Origin of the sequence: Paenibacillus sp. NPDC056579 (genome assembly GCF_042793215.1) — a bacterium.
GTDB lineage: Bacteria > Bacillota > Bacilli > Paenibacillales > NBRC-103111 > Paenibacillus_S.
The window spans coordinates 815,193-838,055 of the sequence record NZ_JBHTVD010000001.1 but is presented as its reverse complement, the minus strand read 5'-3'; the positions used below and the strand labels follow the sequence as shown (position 1 = coordinate 838,055).

The window sequence follows — 22,863 nt, the reverse complement described above, 5'->3', positions numbered from 1 at the left end:
CTATGGCGGTCCGTGTTATTTTTTCGTTTTCTTCCACTCGTCCAATTGCCTTTGCGCCTCAGCAATCACTTTCTCCATGCCGGCTTTTTTCAGCTTATCCTGAAATTCACCGAGCTTCCCTGGATCAACGATACCGGTATTAAGACCCGGCCCGAACTCGTCTACAACCGCATTAATGTTTGCGACCTCGGCAGCTACCGGATCCGCCTTAAACTTAAAGCCCATAATAGGCGACGGCTTGGCGGATTCGTTTTCCTTCTTCGTCTTATCGAAAATATCAAGCGCTTTACCCTCGATGGGAATGCCGTTAAACACATTGCCGAACACCCAATCGGCCGCTACGTAGCCCGCGTCCTTATTGATTTTGATCGTGCCGTCGGCATTTTTCGTATAATGCTTGCCTTCGACGCCGAACGATAACAAGTTGTACAGTTCTTTATCCGTATTGACCAGATTAAGGAACATCATCGCACGCTCCGGATTTTTCGAAGTACGGCTAATCGCCTGCAGCGTTGTAATGATCGTGTTCGTTCCCGTATAGACATCGGTTATCGGAGCGTATACATGATCCAGTCCTCCCGACGATACCTTGGACTCCTGCTCCCCGCCCGGCTTCAGCACGTTATGATAGCTGACCGCCGTTTTACCGACCTTAGTGTAATCGTTGCCATTCTTCAGCGTTGCTGCATCCTGGTTAATGTAGCCTTTGGTATTCCAGGCACGCACGAGATCCAGATATTTCTTGTATTCTGGGATGTCGTACATGTTCAGAATTTTATCCGGGTTGTTCAAATTAATGACGGCAATGCCATTGATCACGCTTTCCAGATTATACATCCGCAGCATGTTGCCGAACTTCCCTTTCCGGTCCATCATAAACGGAATAACATCCTTCTCATTATCCTTCAGTTTAGCGAGCAGCGGCTCGATATCCTCTATCTTCTTCAGCTGCGACGGATCGATATTGTATTTGTCGAGATACCGTTTTTGCAGCACGAAGCCCTCTTTGTTCGTCACGGTCTGATAATTGGGAAGGCCATAGATTTTGCCATCAATTTTCGTCGCTTCCCATACAAAGTCAGGCATGCTCTTCTTAACCGTCGGCGCATATTTGTCGATCAGTTCATCAAGCGCAATGAAGGCACCCTTACTCTGATTTTGCACATAATCGAAGTTCCAGTTGGATGTCCATAAAATATCGAACTCTTCCCCGGACGCGACGCTCGTGTTCATTTTCTGATTGTAGTCGCCGGACGACACGGCATTCAGCTTAACGGTTGCATTAATTTGGGCTTTCGTAATTTTGTTAACCGCTTCCTCCACCGTCTTCAGATCGGCCGGAACCCCGGCGGTCGCAGGGTAATACCAGGACAACTGGACCGGCTTCAGTCCGCCGTCTCCATCCGCCCCCGCTTCTTTCGTTCCTGCACCCCCGGAGCCACTGCTGCACCCGGCTAACAATAAGGATGCGCTGAGACCGGCAAGTAACGTACGAGACCATGTGGTTGACGCAAATCGATTCATAGTAAAGACCCTCCCTTTAAGGATTTAAGTTAAGGCGGCTGCACCGTCTTAGCTCTTAACCGAGCCAACGGTCAGTCCGGCCACGAAAAACCGCTGAAAAAACGGGAATACGAACATCATCGGTCCTGCAGCAAGCACGGCCATCGCCATTCGGGCCGATAGACTAGGAAACTGTGACAGGTCAATTTGTACATTAACCGTATTGATGTTGTTCGTCATAAATTCGATCGTGCTCATAATCCGGTACAGCAGCAGCTGCAGAGGAACCAGATCCTGATCGTTGATGAACAGCAGTCCGAGCCACCAGTCATTCCAATAAGCGAATGCTATGAACAGGCCTACGGTCGCTAATGCAGGAGTAGATAAGGGAAGCACGATGCGAAAGAAAATGCGCCATTCGCTCGCCCCGTCCACTTTGGCCGATTCAAAGATTTCCCCCGGCAGCTTTTCCAGAAAACCCTTCATAATCAGGACATAAAACGGACTGACCAAATACGGCACGATCAGCGCCCAGATCGTATCCTTCAGATGCAAATATTGCGTGACCAATATATAAAATGGCACCAGACCTCCGCTGAACAGCATCGTGAACAGCACGTACATCGTCGTGATCCGCCGATACCGGTAATCTCTTCTCGATATCGAGTAAGCGACCATGGAGGTTATAAGCAGGCTGGCGATCAACCCGACTACCGTGACAAAGATGGTCACACCATACGCCTTCAGCAGCTGTCCGGGGCTTTGTAAGATGAGTTCGTACGCCATTAGGCTGAACTTCTCGGGGAGCAGGCGATACCCGTTCAGTACGAGCGATTTCTCCTCCGATAGCGAAATGGATATGACAAGCACCATCGGAATGACCATCCCGATCGTCAATACGCAAAAGAACAAGTTGATCAGATGCTGAGCAAGCGTTGGTTTGCTATTGGATGCAGCTGAAGCACTCATAGATTGGTTCACCTCCTACCATAGCGAGTTTTCCGAGTTGATTTTTTTTACTACATAATTCGCGGCAAGCACGAGCACAAGTCCGACAACCGATTGATACAGGCCGATAGCGGAAGACATGCCGATGTCACCGACGACACGAAGCGAGCGGTACACGTAGGTGTCAATGACATCCGTCGTCGCGTAAAGAAAGCTTGTGTCATTCGGCACGAAGAAGAACAAGCCGAAATCCGCGCGGAACATTTGCCCGACAGCGACGATAAATAAAATGATGATGAGCGGAGTAAGCAGCGGAATCGTAATGCGGCGGATCATTTGCAGTCGGGTCGCGCCATCGATCCGGGCCGCCTCGTAATAGCTCGAGTCGATGCCGATTATACCTGCATAATAAATGAGCGCAGAGAAGCCTACCGACTTCCATAAATGAACAAGAATAAGAATAAACGGCCAGTACTTTGCTTCTTGGTACCATTTTACCGGTGCCGCACCGAACTGCTGCAGCAGCTGGTTGAGATAACCGCTGCCGTTATCAAGGAATCCGAGTGTGACGTAGCTGACGACAACCCAAGATAAGAAGTAAGGCAGAAACAACGCGGTTTGATGCAGCTTCAACCATTTTTTGCTCAATTCATTCATTAGAATGGCCAGCGTTACTGCAATGACTGTTGTCAGCACAATAAAGCTGATATTGTACAAAATCGTATTGCGTGTAATACGGAAGGCGTTATCCGAAGCGAAAAAAAACGAGAAATTTTTCAGTCCGACCCACTCGCTGCCCCACAGCCCTTTGGCATAATTGAACTTTTTAAATGCGATGATCAGGCCTACCAGCGGCAAGTAAGAAAAAATAAACTTAAATAGGAGCGCAGGAACGGTCAGAATGAACAATTCGCGGTTTTTCTGAAATTGCTTCCATTCCATCCGTAATTTGAAGACAATTCCTTTCGTTGCTGTATCGCCCTTTTTTGTATGACTCTGTTCCGATGTTCCGATGTTGACGCTATTATTTTGATGCATCTTGATATCACCTCGCTTGACATAAGAGTAGGGCTGTTTACGGGTTGATTGTATTATCCCGAACTTCCCCTCCATGGGGTACTGTAACTGTTGAATATTCCTGTTTTTTACAACTGTTTAAATGATACATTCCTGTTATTTTCGCAGATTCCGTATATGAAATCCTGTCAGGACGCCAAAAACCAGAGCTTACGGAAAAATAAAAAGCCTCTTCGTCAACCCTTCTCATCTAGAGAAAAGGGTTCATGAAAAGGCCTGTATCGCTCTTGCGGACGCCGGCAGCATCATTGCAATGGATTTGCTTTTTTCAATCGGTATTCACCAGGCGTAGCGCCCGTCTTTTTCTTGAAATGCTTAAAGAAGTTACTTTCGTTCGTAAAACCAACGTTCTTCATGATCGCCACGATGCTGTCATTACCGGCACTCAGCATATCCTGCGCCTTCGTCAGCCGTACTTCGTTGATGTAATCTGCCACAGACTGCCCTTCGCTGTTACGGTAAAACCGGCCAAGGTAAGCTGCAGACATTCGCAGCGCCGATGCAATATACTGCAAGCTCAGGTTTTCATCTGCGTAATTGTTCTCCACGATCTCCTTCACAGCTTCTATCAGATACTCGTTCTTGCCCTTTGCGGCCGACTGGATCTGTTCGGTAACTTCATGCAGGAGATCGTTCATAAGACGGCGCACGTCCGCCAGCGTCTCCTGCTCCAGCATGCGATGGTTGTAAGCACGCAAATCTACAGCCACGTTCTTCAGCTTGTTGGAGCTAATTTCTCTCACCGTGTGCTGCAAAATAATAAGTAAGTGCAAAATGGCATAGTCAACATTATCCGGGCTCAACTCCGCCATATATTCGAAAATCGCATCCATACGGGTATGTACGACTGTCGACTCTCCCGATCGGATCGCTTCAACCAGCTTCTTTTCCATCTCATAAGGGATTTCATAGGCGTCGCCGCCCTGACGGAAGGCAATATGAGAAGGCGTAATTACGGACATTTTGCCAAACACCATCCGGTAAAGACTGTAAGCCAACGCCTGTTCGTAGCTCTCAGCTGTGTTCCTGATATCGTTGAACGGCTCGCTGAACGCCGCAGTTAGCGACAAGTTGTAGTAGCTATCAACTGTGCTCATCACCAAGTTGGTCAACCGGGATAGCTCCGCATAAGCCGCTTCGGCATCCCCGGGAGGAACCATGAGCAATACAGCGGCATGGTCGCTCTTCATATCTACCGGAACGTTCGGAAAATGCCCGCCATATAGCTCCCCTGCAATATTGGTGACGGCGAAGCGGCACAGCTTCTGTTCTCGTTCGCTGCGCGTCCGCCTAAAGGTCTCATAATCGTCGAGTTTTAACACTGCTACAATGAATTGTCTTCCCTCCGCCGCAGAAGCTGCAGTTGGCAAACACTCTGCGAATTCCTCCTCAGAAACGGCGGCGCTGTCGGTAATGAGGCGGCGCAGCCGATAGCTTTGCCAGATTTCATGATTCCCGGAATGATCAGCCTGCAGCTGATTCATCTTTTCCACAATCCGGTCATACACGGACGACATCATACTCAGCTCATCCTTCGGCGACAGCCCCATCTGCTCCTCATGCAATCCTTGAATTTTGCTCATCAGCCTTCCGAACGGACGATACAGCCGTACTGTCGCAAGAGACGACACCACGAAAGCAAGTATAATAAATATTCCGAGAATAATGACCATCATCGTAAACAGCTTGTTGACCTTGCCAAAAACCTTGTCATGCGGCTGAACGCTTACGACTTTCCAGTTGTTGAATTTGGAAGTCATATAGGTGACGATTTGCTTCTCGCTTCCTTCACCGATCATTAAATATCCCGATGGAGAGGATGCCGACCGGATGGCATTATAAATGCTGTCATCCCAAATTTGTCCGTTCTCGCCAGGACTGTACACCTTACCGGCTGAATCCATAATGAACAGATCGCCAAGCGAATTTTCACCTAGCTCGTTCAGCGTTCGAATATTATCGAATAGCCACTTCGCTTTAATTGACATCATCAGCACGCTGCTGCCTGGAACATAAGCATCCAAATTTTTGTACATAAAATAAGCAAACAGCTCCTGCTTGCCCGCTTCGGAGAAGCTCGGACCGATCGGCAGCAGCGTCAGCTTGGTCAGCGTTGCGGGCTGGACGATGTACGGCTTCAACAGATTGCTTGCGCTGTCAAGTTCTTTACAGGAAACCATAGCACTCAGTGCGGTCGAGTAGTAGCAGCCGTTAAACCCGTTATAGATCCAAATCGACTGGATAAAAGGATTGGAGCTGACGAAGAGATCCAGCTTATTCAGCTTATTGTACAGCTCGAACACCTCAATATCTTGATTGTTCATCAGTACCGTCATATCGCGATCGTTGAAAGCCGTCATCATCAGACTGCGAACCGTTTCATTTAAGTTATCGATGTTGTAGCTGATCTGGTTTAGTACCTTACGGCTAGCATCCTGCTGCATCTCCAGCGCCATGCTTCGGGAGAACACATACAGTACGGATGACAAAATCAACAGAAACATGATCAATACCAAAGTAATCGTTCTCAGGATGCGGATAAAATAAGTGCGGGAGCGAAACGTACCGCTCATTCGGAACATGCGCCTTTCCTCCTCCCCTTAACAGGAAACGCTTTCAAAAATAGTATACAGGAGTGAGCTTCTGCCGTAAACAGCTATGAATCCGTCCCTTTTATCTTACACATCGTGACTATCAAAATGTACAAAGGGATCAGCCCCGCTTGACTGATCCCTTGAATATAAGCTTGTTCGAGATGCTGATCCCTTTATCATGACTAGAAAAAAGGATCCTTCTTTACTACAATATGTAACGGATGTTGTCGCTCACTGTCTCTCTCTTTTGCTCCTGCGCGACCAAACGATGACCGGAATCAGAAGCAAGGAAAGGAAGCCGCCAAGCAGAGAAAGCGTGGAATAGCTAGAGCTGGCAACAACCATACCGGACAACGCACCGCCGGAAGCTCCCGACAAAGCTATTAAAACATCCACTGTTCCTTGTGTTTTAGCCCTAACACTTGGCGGTGTTGAGTCAACTATCGTAGCCGTGCCGCTAATCAAGCCGAAATTCCAGCCAAGTCCTAGAAGCGCAAGCGCAACTACGAGCAGAACCATCGAATCCCCTGGTGCACTGGCAGCCACTAAGCCCGCCAGAAGCAAGGTTACGCCGGATGCGTAAGCCATCACTGTTCGCCCATATTTATCAGCCAGAATACCGGTGATGAGGGAAGGAAGATACATCGCTGCAACATGAATCCCGATGACAATGCCGACATCCCCCAGTCCATGTCCATGATGCCTCATATGAACCGGGGTCATGGTCATTATGGCAACCATGACAATTTGGGTCAGCACCATCACCGTTGCACCTACGATCAAGCCTGATTTATAGCTTGTTGCATGTTCCCCGTTCTTTGCCTCGCTGCGCTTCTCGTTTACGAATTGCGATTCCGCAACGGCCCTTGCCACAATTAAAGGATCGGGTCTAAGCATGAACAGAAGCACCAACCCGGCTAAAATATACGCCACAGCCGCTAGAATAAACGGACCAGCCAGAGCAGGAACGCCCACCGTGATCGCTACCTTTCCCATGGCAGTAACAAGATTAGGACCGGCAACCGCACCAAAAGTTGTGAATACCATGGCTGTACTGATGGCTTTTGCACGCTGTGTAGGCAGTGCTAGATCGGTGCCGGCATAACGCGCCTGCAAATTCGTCGCGGTACCTGCCCCATAAACCAATAAGGACAAGAACAGCAGTGGCAAATGATTCAATACAGCAGCCAAGACAACACCGATGGCCCCTAGTCCGCCTGCCAAAAACCCCGTTGCCAATCCAAACCGTCGTCCATAACGCTGGGAGAGACGGCCGACCAGAAGTGCTGCGCCAGCAGAGCCTAACGTGAACAAGGCGGCAGGAACCCCGGCATAGCTGTCCGTTCCCAGCATGTCTTGCGCAAGTAATGCCCCAACGGTGATCCCTGCGGCCAGCCCTGCACCGCCAAAAATTTGTGATAGGATAACGATGACCATCGTTCTTTTGTACAGCTGCCTCTGTTTCTCGAATGATTCAACATAGGCTTGAATCCCGCCAGGATAACTTTGATTCTTTGCAATGGATTCATCCATCAATCGCACCCCCTCTTATTCTATTAATTAATTGAATAGTTTGATAGAAGTAAAAAAACTCTCCTCGCGTCTAACAAGTGGTCCGCATGGAGATGGGTATCGAAGACTCAATTACGAGGTTGAAGGAATACGCTCTGCGAACAATGCAACGACCGTCTCGATTTCTTCCCTCGTTGTGTATCGGCCTAAGCTAAATCGGATGGCTCCTAAGCCTTCATATTCGCTGATCCCCATCGCACGCAGCACGGGGGAAAGCGATGTGCTCCCCGAATGACAAGCGGATCCGGTCGAAGCAGCAATTTCCGGAAATTGATTCAAAATTTGTTGACCATTCATCCCCAAAAAACTAACGTTTAGCGTATTGGGCAAATTCAGCGTGGGGTCGCCATTGAACTGAACACGATGGCCAAAGACAGCTTGCAGCCCGTCCTTTAATGCTTCCCTTAGTACTCGTACAGCAGGATCATTGGCTTTTTCGGCTGCCAGCTCCGCCGCTTTCCCTAACGCTACGAGATATGGCACATTTTCGGTTCCCGCCCGTCTGCCCGATTCGTGTCCAGCTCCATGTACAAACGGCGAAATCTCCGTGCCGTTACGAACATATAATGCTCCTACACCCTTAGGTGCATAAAGCTTATGGCCAGCGATAGACAACAAGTCTACGCCAAGCGCATCGACATGGACGGGAATTTTGCCAAAGGACTGTGCTGCATCCGTATGTACAAGAATACCGTATCGCTTAGCGATCCTGGCAATTTCCCCGATCGGCTGGATCGTTCCTACCTCGCTATTGGCGTGCATGACGGAAATCAGGATCGTATCGTTACGGATCGCTCGCTCCACAGCTTCAGGCGATACCCGCCCCAATCCGTCAACCGGGACATAGGTAACCTCAGCGCCTAGCGTTTCCAGGAAGCTGCAAGGGTTTAAAATCGCCGGATGCTCAATCGTCGTCGTAATAATATGAGACCCGCGATGTCGTGACGCAAAATAAACTCCTTTTAAAGCATGGTTGTTGGCTTCGGTCCCTCCGCTTGTAAAGATAACCTCCCTAGTGGCAGCTCCAATAGCTGAAGCGATCCGGCTTCTGGCCATTTCAATCGTCTCTTGGAGTGACGCTGCAGCCCAATGCGAAGAGGATGGATTGCCGTAATGCTGCTGCAGAAACGGCAGCATTTCTTGAAACACTTCAGGAGCCACCGGCGTACTGGCGTTATAATCCAAATAAATCGGCTTTAATGATTCTGTGTTTGATATTCCTGCCATTCATTAACCCCTTCTTCCAAGTGGAATGCTGTAAAACCTTCCCGGCGCATTTCCTCCACCGCCTGTGCCGCATACACACAATAAGGTCCGCGGCAATAAGCTGCGATCTGAATACTTTTGGGCAGCTCTCGGAGATAATGATGAAGCTCCTCCAATGGGACGGAAATTGCTCCCGGAATGTGTTTCGCCTCAAATTCTTCAGCCGGGCGTACATCCAGCAAAATAATGCTGCCATCCTCCATTTTGGTTAACACTTCATGAAGAGAAAGTGTCTCCAAATCCTCATACTGGTTCAAAAAACTCGATTTAATGCGGGGTATGTCCGCAAGCTGAGATTCACAAAGTCTCCACATGGAAGTCAAAAATCCATTGATATCTGCGTTAGCAAGAGTGTAAATAACAAAATTGCCCTTTTTGCTAAATTTGACCAAATTGGCATCAAGCAAGATCTGAAGATGTCTGGAAACATTAGCCACCGTCATCTCCGTAGCCTGAGCCAGCTTCTCCACCGATTTTGGCCCTTGTGATAGCAGGTGCATAAGCTCTAACCGTTTATCACTGGACAAGCATTTCCCGATTCGAGCAAATTGCCGATACAAATCATCTTTAAATTCTCGTACTGGGGAATCGTTCATGCCTCTCTTCCTTTCCAATCTATTCAATGCAATAGTTGAATTATATGCAAGAAGGCATTTTATCGTCAAGCTATTTTATCAACTATTCAATTAATTAATTGATTTCTTACAAGGAATTAAGAAAGCTTAACACCTTATTCGCTATAATCTTGTGACCATTCGCATTAGGATGCAGACCATCGGGCATCGCATAACGGTTAAAATTACTATCCCATGCATAGAAATTGCTTTCATTATACAAATCAAGTACTGGGATCGAGTAACGATGCGAAGTTCGCTTAATAGCATCCGCTACCTGTTCCAGCGTAACGCCCGTCGATTTTACGCCCCAATTATTGTCTCGCGGCAGAGGTGTAAACACAGCAATAGTTTTTGTAGGGTACTTCGTGACCAGCTGGCGCAAGGTGTAGTCAACTGCACCGTAGAACGATTCGGTTGGATCGGTGTCCCCCAGATTCCCCAGCGTCATTGGTGTACCGCCATTTTCGTTCCAATCATTCGTTCCAGCGAATATCGTGATTAAATCGGCATCGTTTTCCAATGAGTCAATAACCTGATAAATTCTGCTGCGTACATTGCAATAATATCCCGTTCCGCTAATCGCATGATTATACACTGTCAACCCCGGAATGGAATCCTGGATGTACTCATGATAAAATTTTTCGGTTAGCCCGGTCACTACCGATATGCTGTCACCAAGCACCACCCAGTTTTTATTGCTCCACTTGGATGCAGGAGCTGTATTAATAAACGCTCGTTTGAGTGTTTGCCTTCTCATGCGGATCGTCCCCCTATATATAAATGATTCATTCGATGAATTTAATCCTATCTCCCTATCCTAAACTATCAGTTGAAAATTCGAGAGAGTACAGTTTTAAATATACTTGCCGCACATGACGAAGGTTTGCGTCGTAATCTCTTTCCCAGTCCATGTAACACCCCCTCTGGTAATAATAAATGGTCTAGGAAAATTTTACTAATGCTATTATTTCATAACTGCTTATACAACGATTAAAAAATTACTTGATAGTGTCATGCTCATATAGTTTGGTCGGTCGCCCCCACTCGAACATGTCCAGTCCGATTTCCCTGAATCCGTATTTCTCATAGTAACGAATATGGTCTGTCGCCAAATAAACCTTGTCATAGTTCAATTGCCCGGCTATTTTTCTTGCATGCGCCAGCAAAAATGCGCCTAGCGCCTGCCCTCGCTCATTCTCGTCGATGAACAAGGGTGCTATCCAGGGCGATATATCTTTTCGGGTTACAAATTCCTGTTCAATTAATTGATAAAATCCTATTATTTTCTCGTTTTTTAATAGCAAAAATGTAAATGGAAACACACCTGCAGAGGTTACACTTTCTTCAATGGTTGGGAGCACGACCTTTTTCACTTGCGGCCACTTTTCAATTACAAATTCAGTAAGCTCCCTTTTGCGCTGAGGACACTCAATAATCGATTTAATAACAAACATATCGTCGCCCCAATCTGTAACATTATCAATGCCCTCGTAGAAGGCAGTTCCAGATTATACCTGTACGGGTCTGCAGACAACAGTAAGTTCAGTTATAATCATTTTCACTGAAGTTTGCCGCCTGCTATGAAATGTACTCATACAAAAAAGCACCTCCGATTGTAAGTTGTAATTAACAATCGGGGTGCAGTTAATAGAGATTTCATATTACGGACGGACCACAATAAGATGCTATTGCTACAAAATCAGTTCAGCCGGCAGCTGCCGGATATATTCCTCATAGCGCTCCTTCACTTTGCCGCTAGTAACATCCCCTTGATGCAAATACAAACGATGCTTCATGCGCAGCGTGCTTCCGCCAGGCACATCCTTACCACCGCAAAAATGAAAATTCGCAGGAGTAAAGGGGCCGTAGTCACGGACAAACCATTGGGATGCATACGATTCATTCTCAGGATGGGAGAACATCGCGATCCCCGCATCCGTATCACGATAAATCGTTCCGCTATAATCAACCCACTCGGTTGATGTCCCGAAGATGCCTGCTTCTCCCCTGTTACCGTTCGCGGCGGTCAACATTCCGGTATGATGGCCGTTTATCTGCTCGTTAACACGGACGAAAGGAAACCCGCCCTCTTTCGTATCCCCGAATCGAACATCGCCGTTCACCGCGTGCAGCTCCGTGCAAAGATCCACATACCTTGCCTCACGGGGCATGTTATAAATACGCACACTGCGCGTCTCGGTTAGCAGAGGCTGACTTTGTTCGCCAACCCACTCCACTTGCGAAGTAATTTGTCCGAAGACAGGACCGCCGAACATAGCGAGAAACTTGCGATGAAGCTGCCGCCCTTCCCCGCGAAATTCGTGGTACACCTTGTGACCGTTCACATCGTCGTGTCCCCACCATATACCGTGATGATGCAGATGATCGTCCGGGGCGTCCTGAATCAGCGTTTTCCCATTGGGTCCGATCATGGGGTAATAATACGGCTTTCCTACATAAGGCGAATACAGATATCGGGTGAACAATGCGCCCTGGACACTCACAACTACCCTCGTATTTTCCTCCTGATGATCAAGATACACCCCAGGCATGTGCTTCCAAGGATTGTTGGATCTCTCGATGAGTGCCGCCTCCGGCTTCGGCTTCTTGGCAAAAGAGAAGATCAGCTCCGAATTTTCATTCCCGGCTGGCCATTCCGTCAACAATAGATAGATCGCGCGCTCTTCCCCCATCGCGTCAGGGGAGGCAGATAAGGCTGTGCGGCTTAGCTGGCAGGCAAGCTCCAGACCGGACTCGTGAACAAGTAGAAGCTCCATGTTGCCCGTCCAATCCTCCAGCCGTTGAAATACAGCTTCTTCCAGCTCCAATCTCGATACGGTGGGAAGCGGAGTTTCCGGAGCACAGCTTAGCCTTACTTTGATTCCAATACTCATGAATCTATCCCTTTCTCTATTGATTATTGAGGCTTTCCAAACGATGGAAAACTTGTCACACCCATTGTAATCTTCACCATTTTTTCATACAACTAGCGATCTTGTGGAAAAATCCTCTGATATTGTGATCGTTCCATGGCTTTGCTCTCCAACGCATCTATCGTTGATAACTCCGTCTTTGTGCTCTGTGTAAATGTTTTTTACCTAATATGACCCGGAATCCCATCCAACCAATGAAGCAGCCCATCGTGTTTAGGATAATGTCGGCAATATCAAAAAATCCAACCAAGGTGACCAACTGAAACGTTTCGATTCCGACTATGCTGAGTATACAAATGAACATAGTTCTTGAGAACGAACTGGATTTTTTTGTAACAATCGGAATCAGAAATCCCAGCGGAACGAAGACCACTGTATTTCCTATAATATTCCTATACGCAAAGGGCTCGTTTATATTTTTAAGATAGTAGGCTAGCGCTCTGAATGAAAAATCGTAATTATATATCCCTAATTCTCTGCCTGCTTTTATTCTGGCAATCGTTTCGAGTGCATCGCCAAATTTTATTACTATAAAAAGCAGCAGCATAACTACATAAACAATAAAGATCATCTTCCATAAGTTATTAGGACGCATAACATTTTTCCTCATTTAGCTGAATTTAGTGAACCTGATAACGGCTTCACGAATCGATATCCGGTTATTTGAAAGCCGAGCTTTTTGTAAAATTCATGCGCTTGCATTCGTTCGGGCTTCAGTCCGCTTGTCAAATATAGACTGCTGCATCCTTGCTCCAACGCCCATTTCTCCACATAGGCTATAAGCTGCTTTCCAATTCCTTTTCCTTGATAATCATGTCTTGCGACTAATGCCGAAATCTGCGCTGCCAACCCATCTGCCTCATAGTAATGCACGAGCCGAACGCCGATCATGCCAACGACCTGATCTTCCACACAAGCAACAAAGGAAAAATAATCGGTATTCGACTGAATCGCTTCCATTCTCTGCTTCATTTGATCAATGGAAGAGGGATAGCCCAAGTCGCCCATTAACCCCGTCAATGCTTCAATATCGGTAGAAAAATATTCGCGAACGGATGCTAACACGCTTAATCGCCTCTTTCGACTGTATTCTCAATGGTTTTGTGGTCTTCAACAAAGTCAGCTCCGTTTCGTTTCCGAGCATATTCCAGAATGGCATCGGTCATTTCGGGCATAATCTTAATTGTCTTCAGCCGACTAAGCGGCATCCATTTTACATCGGTTTGATATAGCTCGGGATGCTCGGGCATTCTCGGAATAGAGTCAGGAGTACGTTCACATTCAAATACAACAAATAACGTATGGGAAGACGGGCTGTATCCGTCGGCTCTTTGCTGCGGTTCGCATTCAAATAGAAAAGCGACCTGTCCGACATCAGCCTCGACCGCAGCTTCCTCCAAAAGCTCACGACGAACCGTTTCCTTGATAGTTTCCCCCGGTTCAGCTCCTCCTCCAGGTACAAAATAATAAGTTCCTCTTTGTTCAGACTGGTACTCAATCAGCAAAACCGAATTTTGTTCTAATATAAGAGCAGTAGGTCTTATTCTTATATGAAATGTCATAGTACCTCCCGTACGACAGAAGATTGCTTCAATTTCGCTTTCTTTTGATGACAAATGCTTTATCCGCTCTCTCAAAGCCCAGCTTCTCATAGAATCCTACGGCTTTCGGCGCTGAAGTCAGCACGTATTGGATTTCTTCTTCACCTAACTCCTCCCTAAGGATTGCAACAAGCCGTTTGCCGATTCCTAGCCCTTGAGCCATCCGGTCCACGGCAATGTCGGAAATGTAGCAGCAATATGAATAATCCGTTATCGATCTCAACACTCCTACGAGCCTCTCTCCCTGTCTAGCCGTTATCAACACGTCCGCATGATCCAGCATCCGCTGTATACGTTCCAGATCACCGACCGGTCTTCGGATACCTGAATTCCGGAATAACTCTTCCACCTCTTGTGCTGTACAATTTTCGTTGATTTTATAGATCAGTTCCATACGATACTCCTTCTATCCATTGAACGAAACTATCTTTTTTCGTTACTTTTTCCTGATTATACCATATATTAATCTTTTATTTCCTCTGTCGGTGTTTCACCCTCCTGCCTATGAATAGCGGTCAGTGGTTTTCCCAATGTTAGAGTATAGAGCGGCGACAAAAAAATACCTTAACGCGAGAGAGTATAAACAAGTGATTTGATAGAATCGCATCTTGATTGACAAAAAAAAAGAACTGCCGACGAGGCAATTCTTAAGTATTAAGATTCTGCAGTACTTGGAGATGCCAAAAGCCGGATGATTCAATAAGAGCAGAAAAAAGGACCGCTTCATGATGCTTCCCCCCGTTATGACACCCATAATCAGACTAAAGGCTTCTCCATTTGGATCGATATAATTGACTTTCCGGCATCCGTCGCTGTTATTCTTATATCAACCGGCTTAAAACCATGCTTATGATAAAATGCTAGACCCCGCGAATTCGTATTATGACAGTATAGCGTGAGTTTGTGCATACCATGGAGCTGACTTGCTTTTCTCATCATGGTGTTAAGTAAATACTCCGCCGCTCCTCTGCCTCTATATTCCGGTGCAACAATGACATTCCCAAGCCAGCAAGTCTGATCATTTCTATCATACAGATTGGCATATGCAGCAACGTTCCCCGTGCCTTCCTCGATGACCACTGTGGGCTCAAAGCGGTTAGCAAGTAAACTAATGATTTGATCGGGCGTAAGGGGGAACACGAACTTGGGACCAATATAAAACAACTCCTCAGCCGTTTGCGGAAAGCTGCAGATCGAATGTAAATCTGCATCGGATAAAGCTCTATGCGTGTAAATAAGAATCCTCTCCTCAAGTAGTTGAATCGGTATGGCTGTTGTTTTCGTTCAAATACATCGCGGGTATGATAAATCGCTTAACCCTTAATCCATCTCCGTCTATATGTAACGAAGATATCGATTTTTCCTTATATTCAATCAATATACCTAATAAAATTCTGCCAATAAGTATACAGTCGTCCAGTGCATCATGTCTCTTCAAATCGCTGGTTTGTATATGGTAATAGCGGATCAAAAAGTCGGTCGATATTACGTCCTGTACATCCCGATGCAGGTTGGCAAAAAGCACTTTCGTATCCAAAACGGTATTGATCAACGGGGGAGCACCATACGTTTCACAATATTTCTGAAGCATGGGCACATCATATTCATAACCGGCTTGCGTTACGAGAACGGCGTCCCCAATAAATTCTACAAAACGCTTATACACGTCCGGGAACTTGGGTGCATCGGCCATTTCCTGATTCGAAATGCCTGTCAGTTCTTCAATTGCTGCTGGAATAGGCTTGGACGATTGAACTAAGCTTTCGAACGGTGCAGCTGCATGAATGGTGCCGTTTTCTACTTTCACTGCGCCTATTTGAGTTATCGACTCGGTTGCAAAATCAATCCCGGTGCCTTCCAGATCGAATACGACAAAGGTACTGTTCAATAAATCACGGACTAGGACATCCTGGACAAGGTATTCATCCTTGGATAAAAAGGAAATGTTCATATGATCATCCTTTTACATCATACTCTTGATAAACCCGGTTTTCTTCCCTTTGACAAAACCTGCATTTTCGTAAAACTGATGGATTTCCTCTCTTTGAGATCCTGTAAGCAGCATTAATTTGTAGCAGTTTGCTCCTGAAGCAAGCTCCATCGCTTTTTCAATGACCATTCGGCCAAAGCCTTGCCGTCTATACTCTCCGTGGGTCACTACATTTTCAATAAGAGCGTACGGTCTTGCGTTCCTTGTTAAATTTTTGATGATCACCAGAACACATGTCGCGACAAGGGTTCCCTCGTGCTCCACTACAATTATGTTCATGCCGGGATCATTCATGATTTCTTGCCAATGCTGCAGCAGCTCCTCATCCCTTGTCAGCTCCGGATCGTTAGGCTGCAAATAGTTATAGAGCGTCAATAAGCTCTCCAGCTCGCTTTCTTGAATCAATCTGCTTTTTGTCGTCAACTTCCAATCCCTTCTTCCATCAAAAATGTAACAAGGAGATCTTATATCTACTCCGGTATGTCGATATGCTCGGAAACTCTCGATTTCAAGACTTCTATTAAATCCTCATCCATAAACTGATAATCATCCTGGATATCGAGACAGATCACGTTCTTACCAGCCAATTTGTAGGGGAATTTGTCTTGAAGTCTTCTTATGTGCTTCTTCTCCATTGCAAAAATAAGATCGGCCCAGCCTATATGCCCCTCGGTAACCTTGATTCTTGCACTATCCTCTGTCCCGGCGGACTTGACCTCGTACCCGTTATATCCTTCAAAAATCTTCTCCGCAGTTAAACTCCGCCATTTATTGCGGCTGCAAACAAATAGTAATTTAATAAGTATTCACCTGTTCCATAATTTGTTGTTACGCTTACCATCTCTTATGAACATCCACCCAATAGCGTTACTCCGTATCTCCCCACAGTCCCGCTTCCCTTCACTATACCACTCGAGCAAATTTCTGGAAACAAAAAAAGAGACTCCAAAATGAATTTGGAGCCCTCGCAATGTTCCTATTCCGTGCCCGAAATACCTAATACCACCTTCAGTTTACGACTGGATTTAAGAGTGGTCTTCATTCCTTCTTTGCTATCCCAAATAAGGACGCGTTTGCCCATCCAGATTCTTAAATAGACGGATTCGAACTTATTGGGAAAATCCATCCCTCGCCTCTCGAACTCGGTCCCGTCTTCCCGTTCATACTCGGTTCTCGCGAACCAGCGATTTCCTAATCCGATCTCGATATATTTTTTCACCATGCAGCGAGATGCAGCTCCTTTAATACCTTCGTTCCAATATTATGAAGGCATTGGAGCCCTTTTACCAGCTTTATCAATGAAAAAAGGAGCTTCTCAGGCTTCCGCCTGCCGCCAACCTCCGGAAGCCGTAATATCCTCCGCCCCTTCCGCTGCATAAGCCTCGCATACAAACCCAGGCACCTCCGAGCCGTCGGCAAGCTCGACTTTACCAATACCAAGCGGGGCCGGGATAAACGCTGCAAAACGGCCGAAGGAAGCAAGCGGCATCTCCCATACCTCCAAGCGGATCGAAGAGCCTCCCTCAGGCAGCTTGATTAGCCCTGGCTTGGCCGGTACCGTAGGCAGCTTGACGAACTGATACCGTGGAGCCGTCGACTCCTCGCGAATAAAGGTCGCGCGGCATTCAACCATCTGCTTCTCCAGCGGGAACCCGCGCATATGCAAGCCGCATACGGCTACGAGAGTCGTCGGTTCGCGGTCCGGCGCCGCACTCGCCTGGTTCAGTCCATTCGGTTCAGCATGTCCGATAGGCGTCCCCCTGTTCATAAAACGCTCAGCAGCTCCGCAAACAAGCCCTTCATTCTCCGCTAACGCGAAAAGGGTAATGCCGAACGGCAGCTGCTCCCCTGCATCTTCACCCGGTACGGCAGCTGCGCACAAATCAAGCAAATTGCAATGATTCGTATATCGTCCCATGTCCCTATTCGTTGCGACCGGATCCTGCTCTACTTGCTCTCGGGTCCATGTTCCGCCGGAGGTCGGCAGGACAAGAACAGCATCCTGAAGCAGCTTACGGGCTTCCAGCTTATACGCCTGAAGGTCGTGCATCGCTTGAAAGACCGACGCCGCGTCATATTCCGCCGATGTGGCGGACCGCAGCACACGCTCCGTTACCGGGACCGCTGCGCCGGGGTGAGCATCTAGGAAGCCGCCTAGTGCCGCCCAACGCTCCGCAATCCAAGGTCCTTCATACAAGATGGCCGCCGCCTTGGAGAACAATTCAATCTCAGCATATTCGATCGGGATACCTAGAGATTCCCACTGCGCAACAGAAGCATTCCAGGCATTTCGGTACTCGTCGGCAAAGGGACCGAAGAACGTCAATGCATGTTTCGGCAATATGATTTTGCCCGGAAGCTTCACAGCAGGTCCAGCAACCATTCTCGACCACGGATCGGAAGCCTCCAACCCTCTGGCAACGCTGTCTACGACCAGTGCATCTTCAAGGCTATGGGCAAAAACCGTCACGCAATCGAGACTTGCGCAAGCCGGAACGACACCTTTCGTCGGTCAAGCTCCAAGACTCGGCTTATATCCGACGAGCCGGTTCAGCGCCGCCGGCACCCGGCCGGAGCCGGCCGTATCGGTGCCAAGCGCGAAGGCGGCATGGCCGCGAGCGACAGCGACAGCAGAGCCGGAGCTGGAACCGCCGCTAATAAGCTCGGGGCGCAGCGCGTTGTGCGTCTCCCCATAGGGGCTTCTTGTGCCTACAAGGCCCGTGGCGAACTGGTCCAGATTCGTTTTGCCGACGGGGATCGCTCCGGCTTCGATCAGCCGTGCGACTACCGCTGCATGCTCCTCCGGGATAAAGGAATAATCAGGGCATCCTGCGGTTGTAGGCAATCCAGCCAGATCAATGTTGTCCTTGATTGCAAAAGGGATTCCCCACAATGGCGCTTTGGTCCGATCCATAGCATTCAGCCGGTCCAGATAGGGCCGAATCCACTCCATAGTAGGAGGCGTAATCCATAGGTTCATCTCCACATCTTCATTTGCACGCTGAATAATGTCGGAAATGACGGCTTCGGGTGTCGTCTCGCCATTCAAATACTGCTCTCTAAGTCGGCCTATGGACAAGGCGCCCGGCGCATCTTTCGTCTTCATTTGCTCAACACCTCTTTCTCCAGTGCAATTCCGGCTAGTAATTGACCTGCATGAACCTCGTCGCCAGGTTGGACGAAGACCGACTGAACATATCCGTCGCACGGAGCGAACTGCGGGAACTCCATCTTCATACTTTCCTCGATAATGACCGTCTCCCCCTTCTTGACCAGCTGCCCCGGTGTGACGAGAACCTTCCATACGCTTCCCGGCATGGTACAGCGGACTGCTACCGCACCTTCCGGGAGTTCCTCTTCCTCTGCAGCCTTGTCATGATCCTGTTCCGATACATATTCCGCCAAGCCGAGAGCCTTCCAGCTCTCCCGCTCCGCCTGGAACGAACGCTGCTGCTGCTCGCGGAATCGATCTGCACTTTCCTTGATGGATTCGAGGAATTGCAAATATTCTCCGAGATCGAACGTCGTTTCCGTAATGTCCGCCTCGTACCTTCCGCGTAAGAAATCTTCACGCAGCTTAAGAAGCTCATCGGCTCCTACCGGATAAAACTGGATCTGGTCAAAAAATCTCAGCAGCCAAGGCTTGCCCGGCTGAAAGCTCTCGGTGGAGCGAAGCCGATTCCACATTTGGATCGTTCGTCCGACGAATTGATAGCCGCCGGGACCTTCCATTCCATATACGCACATGTAGGCTCCGCCGATACCGACCGCATTTTCCGGCGTCCATGTACGAGCCGGATTGTATTTGGTCGTTACGAGCCGGTGACGCGGATCAATCGGCGTGGCTACCGGCGCGCCCAAGTACACATCGCCTAAGCCAAGGACGAGATAGCTTGCATCGAATACAATGGATTGCACGTCATCGATACTGTCGAGCCCGTTGATCCGGCGGATGAATTCGAGATTGCTCGGGCACCAAGGCGCGTCAGGCCGGACCGTCTGCTGATATCGCTGAATCGCGAGCTGTGTAGCGGGATCGTCCCAGGATAGCGGCAGTCGGACTATTCGCGATGGGACCCGGATCGATTCCAACGGCGGCAGCTGCCTATCGATCTCCAGCACTTTGCGGCAAGCTTCGGTTACCGTCATTTGCAGCGGATCGATATGAATTTGCAGCGAACGGATACCCGGCGTCAAATCAAGCACCGGTATGTCGCTCTTGGTTTGGATAGCTTCCATTAAGGCGTGTACTTGGAAACGCAGGAGTAAATCCAGCTCCAATCGGCCGTACTCAACCAGCAGATTTTGGTCTCCGGAGCAGCGAATGGTGATCGGGAATCGGCGATGCTCCGCTTCATAAGCTAACAAAGGATAATCCGGTGTTAGCTCCGTGTTAGATTCAAACTCATGTTTCGGCAGCGCCGATAGTTGAAGCTCCGTCCGTTTCCCTTCCCCGACGTCAGCTAAATATGCTTCCTGCACATGCCGCATCGCTTCAGCTTCCTGCAGCGTCACAAGCTGAAAGCGCACCTTGTCGCCCGGATGCAGCTGACCGAGCTTCCACAGCTCGGCAGTCGCTGTCGTGACCGGGCATACGAAGCCCCCGAGACTCGGCCCGTCCGGACCTAACAGGATCGGCATGTCGCCCGTCAAATCCAGCGTACCGATGGCGTAGGCATTGTCATGAATGTTCGATGGATGCAGCCCTGCTTCTCCACCGTCTTCTCTGGTCCACAGAGGTGCCGGACCTATAAGGCGCACTCCCGTACGGGAGCTGTTAAAATGCACTTCCCAGCTCGTTTCCGTGAGCTGGCGCAAATATTCCGGCCGCAAAAACTCCTCCGTGCAATGCGGCCCCGGGATCACGCCTATCGTCCATTCCCTCGATACGGCCGGCCGATCCGCTGCGGTTAACCCGCTGTATACCGGGTTCTTGGCCGCCATCTTGCGAATACCGAGAACATCGCCGGTGCGCAGCGCCCGTCCGCCATGCCCGCCGAAGCCGCCGAGCGTGAACGTCGACGCGCTTCCGAGAATGTGCGGCATATCAAAGCCGCCGGCAACGAGCAAGTACGCGCGCATCCCCTCCTCGGCCTCGCCGAAGCTTAATTGCTGGCCTTTCCCGGCAAAGGCCGGTTTGTACATCGCTACAGGCACATCATCCAGCGTCGCCTGCATGTCTGCTCCAGTAATACAAAACCACGTCTCCTGACGGAACCGGTAAGCTCCTCCGCGAAGCGTCAACTCGAGCCCCGGGGCGGAGTCGTCATTGCCAAGCAGCTTATTGCCGATTCGGAACGCCAGCGGGTCCATCGGTCCGCACGGCGGCACACCGACATCCCAGTGTCCCGTCCTGCCGGGATAGTCCTGTACCGTCGACTGAACTCCTCCGTCAACGACTTCCAGCGCATGCTCCGCCGGTTCAAAGCCGTTCAGCAGCTGCGTATACACATTGCCATCGAGCACATCCTTATCCTGAAGCAGCGCCTGCAAATATTGCAGGTTGGTCGTGATGCCGTACAGACGGGTTTGCTCGAGCGCTGCAGCTAGCTTGCGGATTGCATCCGCGCGGTTTGCGCCATGTACGATAATTTTGGCAAGCATAGGATCGTACAGCGAGGTTACCGTTAGACCGTCGCATACCCACGTCTCGTTGCGGGCATCGTCGCAAAATACGGCGCGGTCCAGCTGACCGGCGCTCGGCCGGAAATTGTGCAAGCAATCCTCCGCATAAATGCGGGCCTGAATGCTGTGCCCCTGAGGCTGCCGAACCAGTGACGCCAAATCGCGCAGATTATCAGCTGCTTCCCGGATCATCCATTCCACCAAATCCACCTTCAGCACTTCTTCCGTTACGCCATGCTCTACCTGGAGTCTTGTATTCACCTCCAGGAAGTAAAATTCGCAGGTTTGCGGATCGTACAAATATTCTACCGTCCCGGCGCTGCGATACCCGACCTCGGCGGCCAACCGTTTGGCGGAATCAAGCATTTCCGCTCGAACATGCGCAGGCAGTAACGGAGCCGGCGTTTCTTCGATAACCTTCTGATTGCGGCGCTGTATCGAGCAATCCCTTTCACCGAGTGCGACAACCTCGCCGAACCGGTTGCCGAATATTTGCACCTCGACATGCCGGGCTCTTGCAATATATTTTTCCAGGAATACGCCGCCGTTTTTGAAATTGGTCTCCGCCAGCCGGCGCACCGAATCAAATGCCTCCCGCAGCGCCGGTTCGTCGGCGCAAACGCGCATACCGATGCCGCCCCCGCCGGCCGTGCTTTTCAGTATGACCGGGTACCCGATCGACGCCGCTTCATTGACCGCTTCATCCAGCTCGGTTATAAGGGCGGTTCCGGGCAGCATCGGAACGCCGGCCTTCTCCGCTATTTCTCGCGCGGAATGCTTGAGCCCGAACATCTCCATCTGCTCCGGAGTCGGACCGATGAATACGATGCCCCTGTCACGGCATGTGCGGGCAAAGGAGGCATTTTCGCTCAGGAAGCCATAGCCGGGATGAATCGCTTCCGCACCTGTTTCAATCGCCTTTTGAAGTATAAGCTCTGCATTCAAATAGCTTTCCTTGACCGGCCCTTCTCCGATCGGCACCACTTCATCCGCATATTCCACATGAAGACTGTCTTGGTCGGCTTGCGTATATACCGCCACGGAGGCAATACCAAGCTTACGCAACGTCCGCTCGACCCGAACGGCTATCGCTCCTCTATTGGCAATGAGCACTTTGTTGAACATGATGACCTCTCC

At 49.1% G+C, this 22,863-nt stretch carries 20 protein-coding genes and 1 pseudogene; all 21 read right to left on the bottom strand.

Annotated features, from left to right (window positions below; genetic code table 11):
* Nucleotides 1–15 precede the first annotated feature (15 nt).
* The 21 genes and pseudogenes from ACFQ88_RS03790 to uca all read right to left on the bottom strand — a co-directional run bounded on the left by ACFQ88_RS03790 (nucleotide 16) and on the right by uca (nucleotide 22,851).
* Nucleotides 16–1,524: an ABC transporter substrate-binding protein gene (locus ACFQ88_RS03790; protein WP_239635097.1), complete on the bottom strand. Its 1,509-nt coding sequence runs from the start codon at nucleotides 1,522–1,524 to the stop codon at nucleotides 16–18.
* A gap of 48 nt (nucleotides 1,525–1,572) precedes the next feature.
* On the bottom strand, nucleotides 1,573–2,472 hold the full coding sequence (locus ACFQ88_RS03785; protein ID WP_239635096.1) for a carbohydrate ABC transporter permease: 900 nt from the start codon (nucleotides 2,470–2,472) through the stop codon (nucleotides 1,573–1,575).
* Between the two features lie 15 nt (nucleotides 2,473–2,487).
* Nucleotides 2,488–3,489: an ABC transporter permease gene (locus ACFQ88_RS03780; RefSeq protein WP_345774064.1), complete on the bottom strand. Its 1,002-nt coding sequence runs from the start codon at nucleotides 3,487–3,489 to the stop codon at nucleotides 2,488–2,490.
* Nucleotides 3,490–3,773: 284 nt separating this feature from the next.
* Nucleotides 3,774–6,110 (bottom strand): helix-turn-helix domain-containing protein, encoded by a 2,337-nt coding sequence (locus ACFQ88_RS03775; protein WP_379452024.1) that lies wholly within the window; start codon nucleotides 6,108–6,110, stop codon nucleotides 3,774–3,776.
* A 243-nt stretch (nucleotides 6,111–6,353) separates the two neighbouring features.
* Nucleotides 6,354–7,655, bottom strand: coding sequence for an MFS transporter (locus tag ACFQ88_RS03770; protein ID WP_379452016.1), 1,302 nt, complete (start codon nucleotides 7,653–7,655; stop codon nucleotides 6,354–6,356).
* 111 nt (nucleotides 7,656–7,766) lie between these two features.
* Complete coding sequence (locus ACFQ88_RS03765) at nucleotides 7,767–8,921, bottom strand: cysteine desulfurase family protein (RefSeq protein WP_379452014.1); 1,155 nt, start codon at nucleotides 8,919–8,921, stop codon at nucleotides 7,767–7,769.
* Nucleotides 8,891–9,556: a metalloregulator ArsR/SmtB family transcription factor gene (locus ACFQ88_RS03760; RefSeq protein WP_379452012.1), complete on the bottom strand. Its 666-nt coding sequence runs from the start codon at nucleotides 9,554–9,556 to the stop codon at nucleotides 8,891–8,893. The genes ACFQ88_RS03765 and ACFQ88_RS03760 overlap by 31 nt, the downstream gene beginning before the upstream one ends.
* 106 nt (nucleotides 9,557–9,662) lie before the next feature.
* Entirely contained in the window at nucleotides 9,663–10,334 is a 672-nt protein-coding gene (locus ACFQ88_RS03755; protein WP_239635091.1) for an SGNH/GDSL hydrolase family protein, read from the bottom strand.
* A gap of 241 nt (nucleotides 10,335–10,575) precedes the next feature.
* Nucleotides 10,576–11,031, bottom strand: coding sequence for a GNAT family N-acetyltransferase (locus tag ACFQ88_RS03750; RefSeq protein ID WP_379452009.1), 456 nt, complete (start codon nucleotides 11,029–11,031; stop codon nucleotides 10,576–10,578).
* 237 nt (nucleotides 11,032–11,268) lie between these two features.
* Complete coding sequence (locus tag ACFQ88_RS03745; RefSeq protein WP_379452007.1) at nucleotides 11,269–12,471, bottom strand: DUF6807 domain-containing protein; 1,203 nt, start codon at nucleotides 12,469–12,471, stop codon at nucleotides 11,269–11,271.
* 157 nt (nucleotides 12,472–12,628) lie between these two features.
* Nucleotides 12,629–13,105: a VanZ family protein gene (locus ACFQ88_RS03740; protein ID WP_379452005.1), complete on the bottom strand. Its 477-nt coding sequence runs from the start codon at nucleotides 13,103–13,105 to the stop codon at nucleotides 12,629–12,631.
* Between the two features lie 11 nt (nucleotides 13,106–13,116).
* A complete protein-coding gene (locus ACFQ88_RS03735; protein ID WP_379452003.1) occupies nucleotides 13,117–13,575 on the bottom strand; it encodes a GNAT family N-acetyltransferase in 459 nt (152 codons plus the stop codon).
* Nucleotides 13,576–13,577: 2 nt separating this feature from the next.
* Nucleotides 13,578–14,072 (bottom strand): NUDIX domain-containing protein, encoded by a 495-nt coding sequence (locus ACFQ88_RS03730; RefSeq protein ID WP_379452001.1) that lies wholly within the window; start codon nucleotides 14,070–14,072, stop codon nucleotides 13,578–13,580.
* A 28-nt stretch (nucleotides 14,073–14,100) separates the two neighbouring features.
* The gene (locus tag ACFQ88_RS03725; protein WP_379451999.1) at nucleotides 14,101–14,505 is read right to left on the bottom strand and encodes a GNAT family N-acetyltransferase; all 405 of its coding nucleotides are present in this window, start codon (nucleotides 14,503–14,505) and stop codon (nucleotides 14,101–14,103) included.
* Between the two features lie 362 nt (nucleotides 14,506–14,867).
* Nucleotides 14,868–15,347 carry a GNAT family N-acetyltransferase gene (locus ACFQ88_RS03720; protein ID WP_379453563.1) on the bottom strand — a complete coding sequence of 160 codons (480 nt, stop codon included), beginning with the start codon at nucleotides 15,345–15,347 and terminating at the stop codon, nucleotides 14,868–14,870.
* Between the two features lie 13 nt (nucleotides 15,348–15,360).
* Nucleotides 15,361–16,062, bottom strand: coding sequence for a 3'-5' exonuclease (locus ACFQ88_RS03715; protein ID WP_379451997.1), 702 nt, complete (start codon nucleotides 16,060–16,062; stop codon nucleotides 15,361–15,363).
* 12 nt (nucleotides 16,063–16,074) lie between these two features.
* A complete protein-coding gene (locus ACFQ88_RS03710) occupies nucleotides 16,075–16,524 on the bottom strand; it encodes a GNAT family N-acetyltransferase (protein ID WP_379451995.1) in 450 nt (149 codons plus the stop codon).
* 47 nt (nucleotides 16,525–16,571) lie between these two features.
* Nucleotides 16,572–16,901, bottom strand: coding sequence for a low molecular weight protein tyrosine phosphatase family protein (locus ACFQ88_RS03705; protein WP_239635408.1), 330 nt, complete (start codon nucleotides 16,899–16,901; stop codon nucleotides 16,572–16,574).
* A 176-nt stretch (nucleotides 16,902–17,077) separates the two neighbouring features.
* The gene (locus tag ACFQ88_RS03700) at nucleotides 17,078–17,323 is read right to left on the bottom strand and encodes a DUF3977 family protein (RefSeq protein ID WP_379451993.1); all 246 of its coding nucleotides are present in this window, start codon (nucleotides 17,321–17,323) and stop codon (nucleotides 17,078–17,080) included.
* Between the two features lie 93 nt (nucleotides 17,324–17,416).
* Nucleotides 17,417–19,207 (bottom strand): annotated as a pseudogene (atzF, locus tag ACFQ88_RS03695) (allophanate hydrolase).
* A complete protein-coding gene (gene uca, locus ACFQ88_RS03690) occupies nucleotides 19,204–22,851 on the bottom strand; it encodes an urea carboxylase (protein WP_379451991.1) in 3,648 nt (1,215 codons plus the stop codon). The pseudogene atzF and the gene uca overlap by 4 nt, the downstream one beginning before the upstream one ends.
* Between the last annotated feature and the right edge of the window lie 12 nt (nucleotides 22,852–22,863).

Excerpts from the sequence above, each read along its gene's own strand:
- ACFQ88_RS03730 (WP_379452001.1), bottom strand. The coding sequence starts at position 14,072 with ATGACATTTCATATAAGAATAAGACCTACTGCTCTTATATTAGAACAA.
- ACFQ88_RS03785 (WP_239635096.1), bottom strand. The coding sequence starts at position 2,472 with ATGAGTGCTTCAGCTGCATCCAATAGCAAACCAACGCTTGCTCAGCAT.
- ACFQ88_RS03750 (WP_379452009.1), bottom strand. The coding sequence starts at position 11,031 with ATGTTTGTTATTAAATCGATTATTGAGTGTCCTCAGCGCAAAAGGGAG.
- ACFQ88_RS03715 (WP_379451997.1), bottom strand. The coding sequence starts at position 16,062 with ATGAACATTTCCTTTTTATCCAAGGATGAATACCTTGTCCAGGATGTC.
- ACFQ88_RS03780 (WP_345774064.1), bottom strand. The coding sequence starts at position 3,489 with ATGCATCAAAATAATAGCGTCAACATCGGAACATCGGAACAGAGTCAT.
- ACFQ88_RS03755 (WP_239635091.1), bottom strand. The coding sequence starts at position 10,334 with ATGAGAAGGCAAACACTCAAACGAGCGTTTATTAATACAGCTCCTGCA.
- ACFQ88_RS03790 (WP_239635097.1), bottom strand. The coding sequence starts at position 1,524 with ATGAATCGATTTGCGTCAACCACATGGTCTCGTACGTTACTTGCCGGT.
- ACFQ88_RS03725 (WP_379451999.1), bottom strand. The coding sequence starts at position 14,505 with ATGGAACTGATCTATAAAATCAACGAAAATTGTACAGCACAAGAGGTG.
- ACFQ88_RS03700 (WP_379451993.1), bottom strand. The coding sequence starts at position 17,323 with ATGGTGAAAAAATATATCGAGATCGGATTAGGAAATCGCTGGTTCGCG.
- ACFQ88_RS03775 (WP_379452024.1), bottom strand. The coding sequence starts at position 6,110 with ATGTTCCGAATGAGCGGTACGTTTCGCTCCCGCACTTATTTTATCCGC.
- uca (WP_379451991.1), bottom strand. The coding sequence starts at position 22,851 with ATGTTCAACAAAGTGCTCATTGCCAATAGAGGAGCGATAGCCGTTCGG.
- ACFQ88_RS03745 (WP_379452007.1), bottom strand. The coding sequence starts at position 12,471 with ATGAGTATTGGAATCAAAGTAAGGCTAAGCTGTGCTCCGGAAACTCCG.
- ACFQ88_RS03740 (WP_379452005.1), bottom strand. The coding sequence starts at position 13,105 with ATGCGTCCTAATAACTTATGGAAGATGATCTTTATTGTTTATGTAGTT.
- ACFQ88_RS03760 (WP_379452012.1), bottom strand. The coding sequence starts at position 9,556 with ATGAACGATTCCCCAGTACGAGAATTTAAAGATGATTTGTATCGGCAA.
- ACFQ88_RS03765 (WP_379452014.1), bottom strand. The coding sequence starts at position 8,921 with ATGGCAGGAATATCAAACACAGAATCATTAAAGCCGATTTATTTGGAT.
- ACFQ88_RS03770 (WP_379452016.1), bottom strand. The coding sequence starts at position 7,655 with ATGGATGAATCCATTGCAAAGAATCAAAGTTATCCTGGCGGGATTCAA.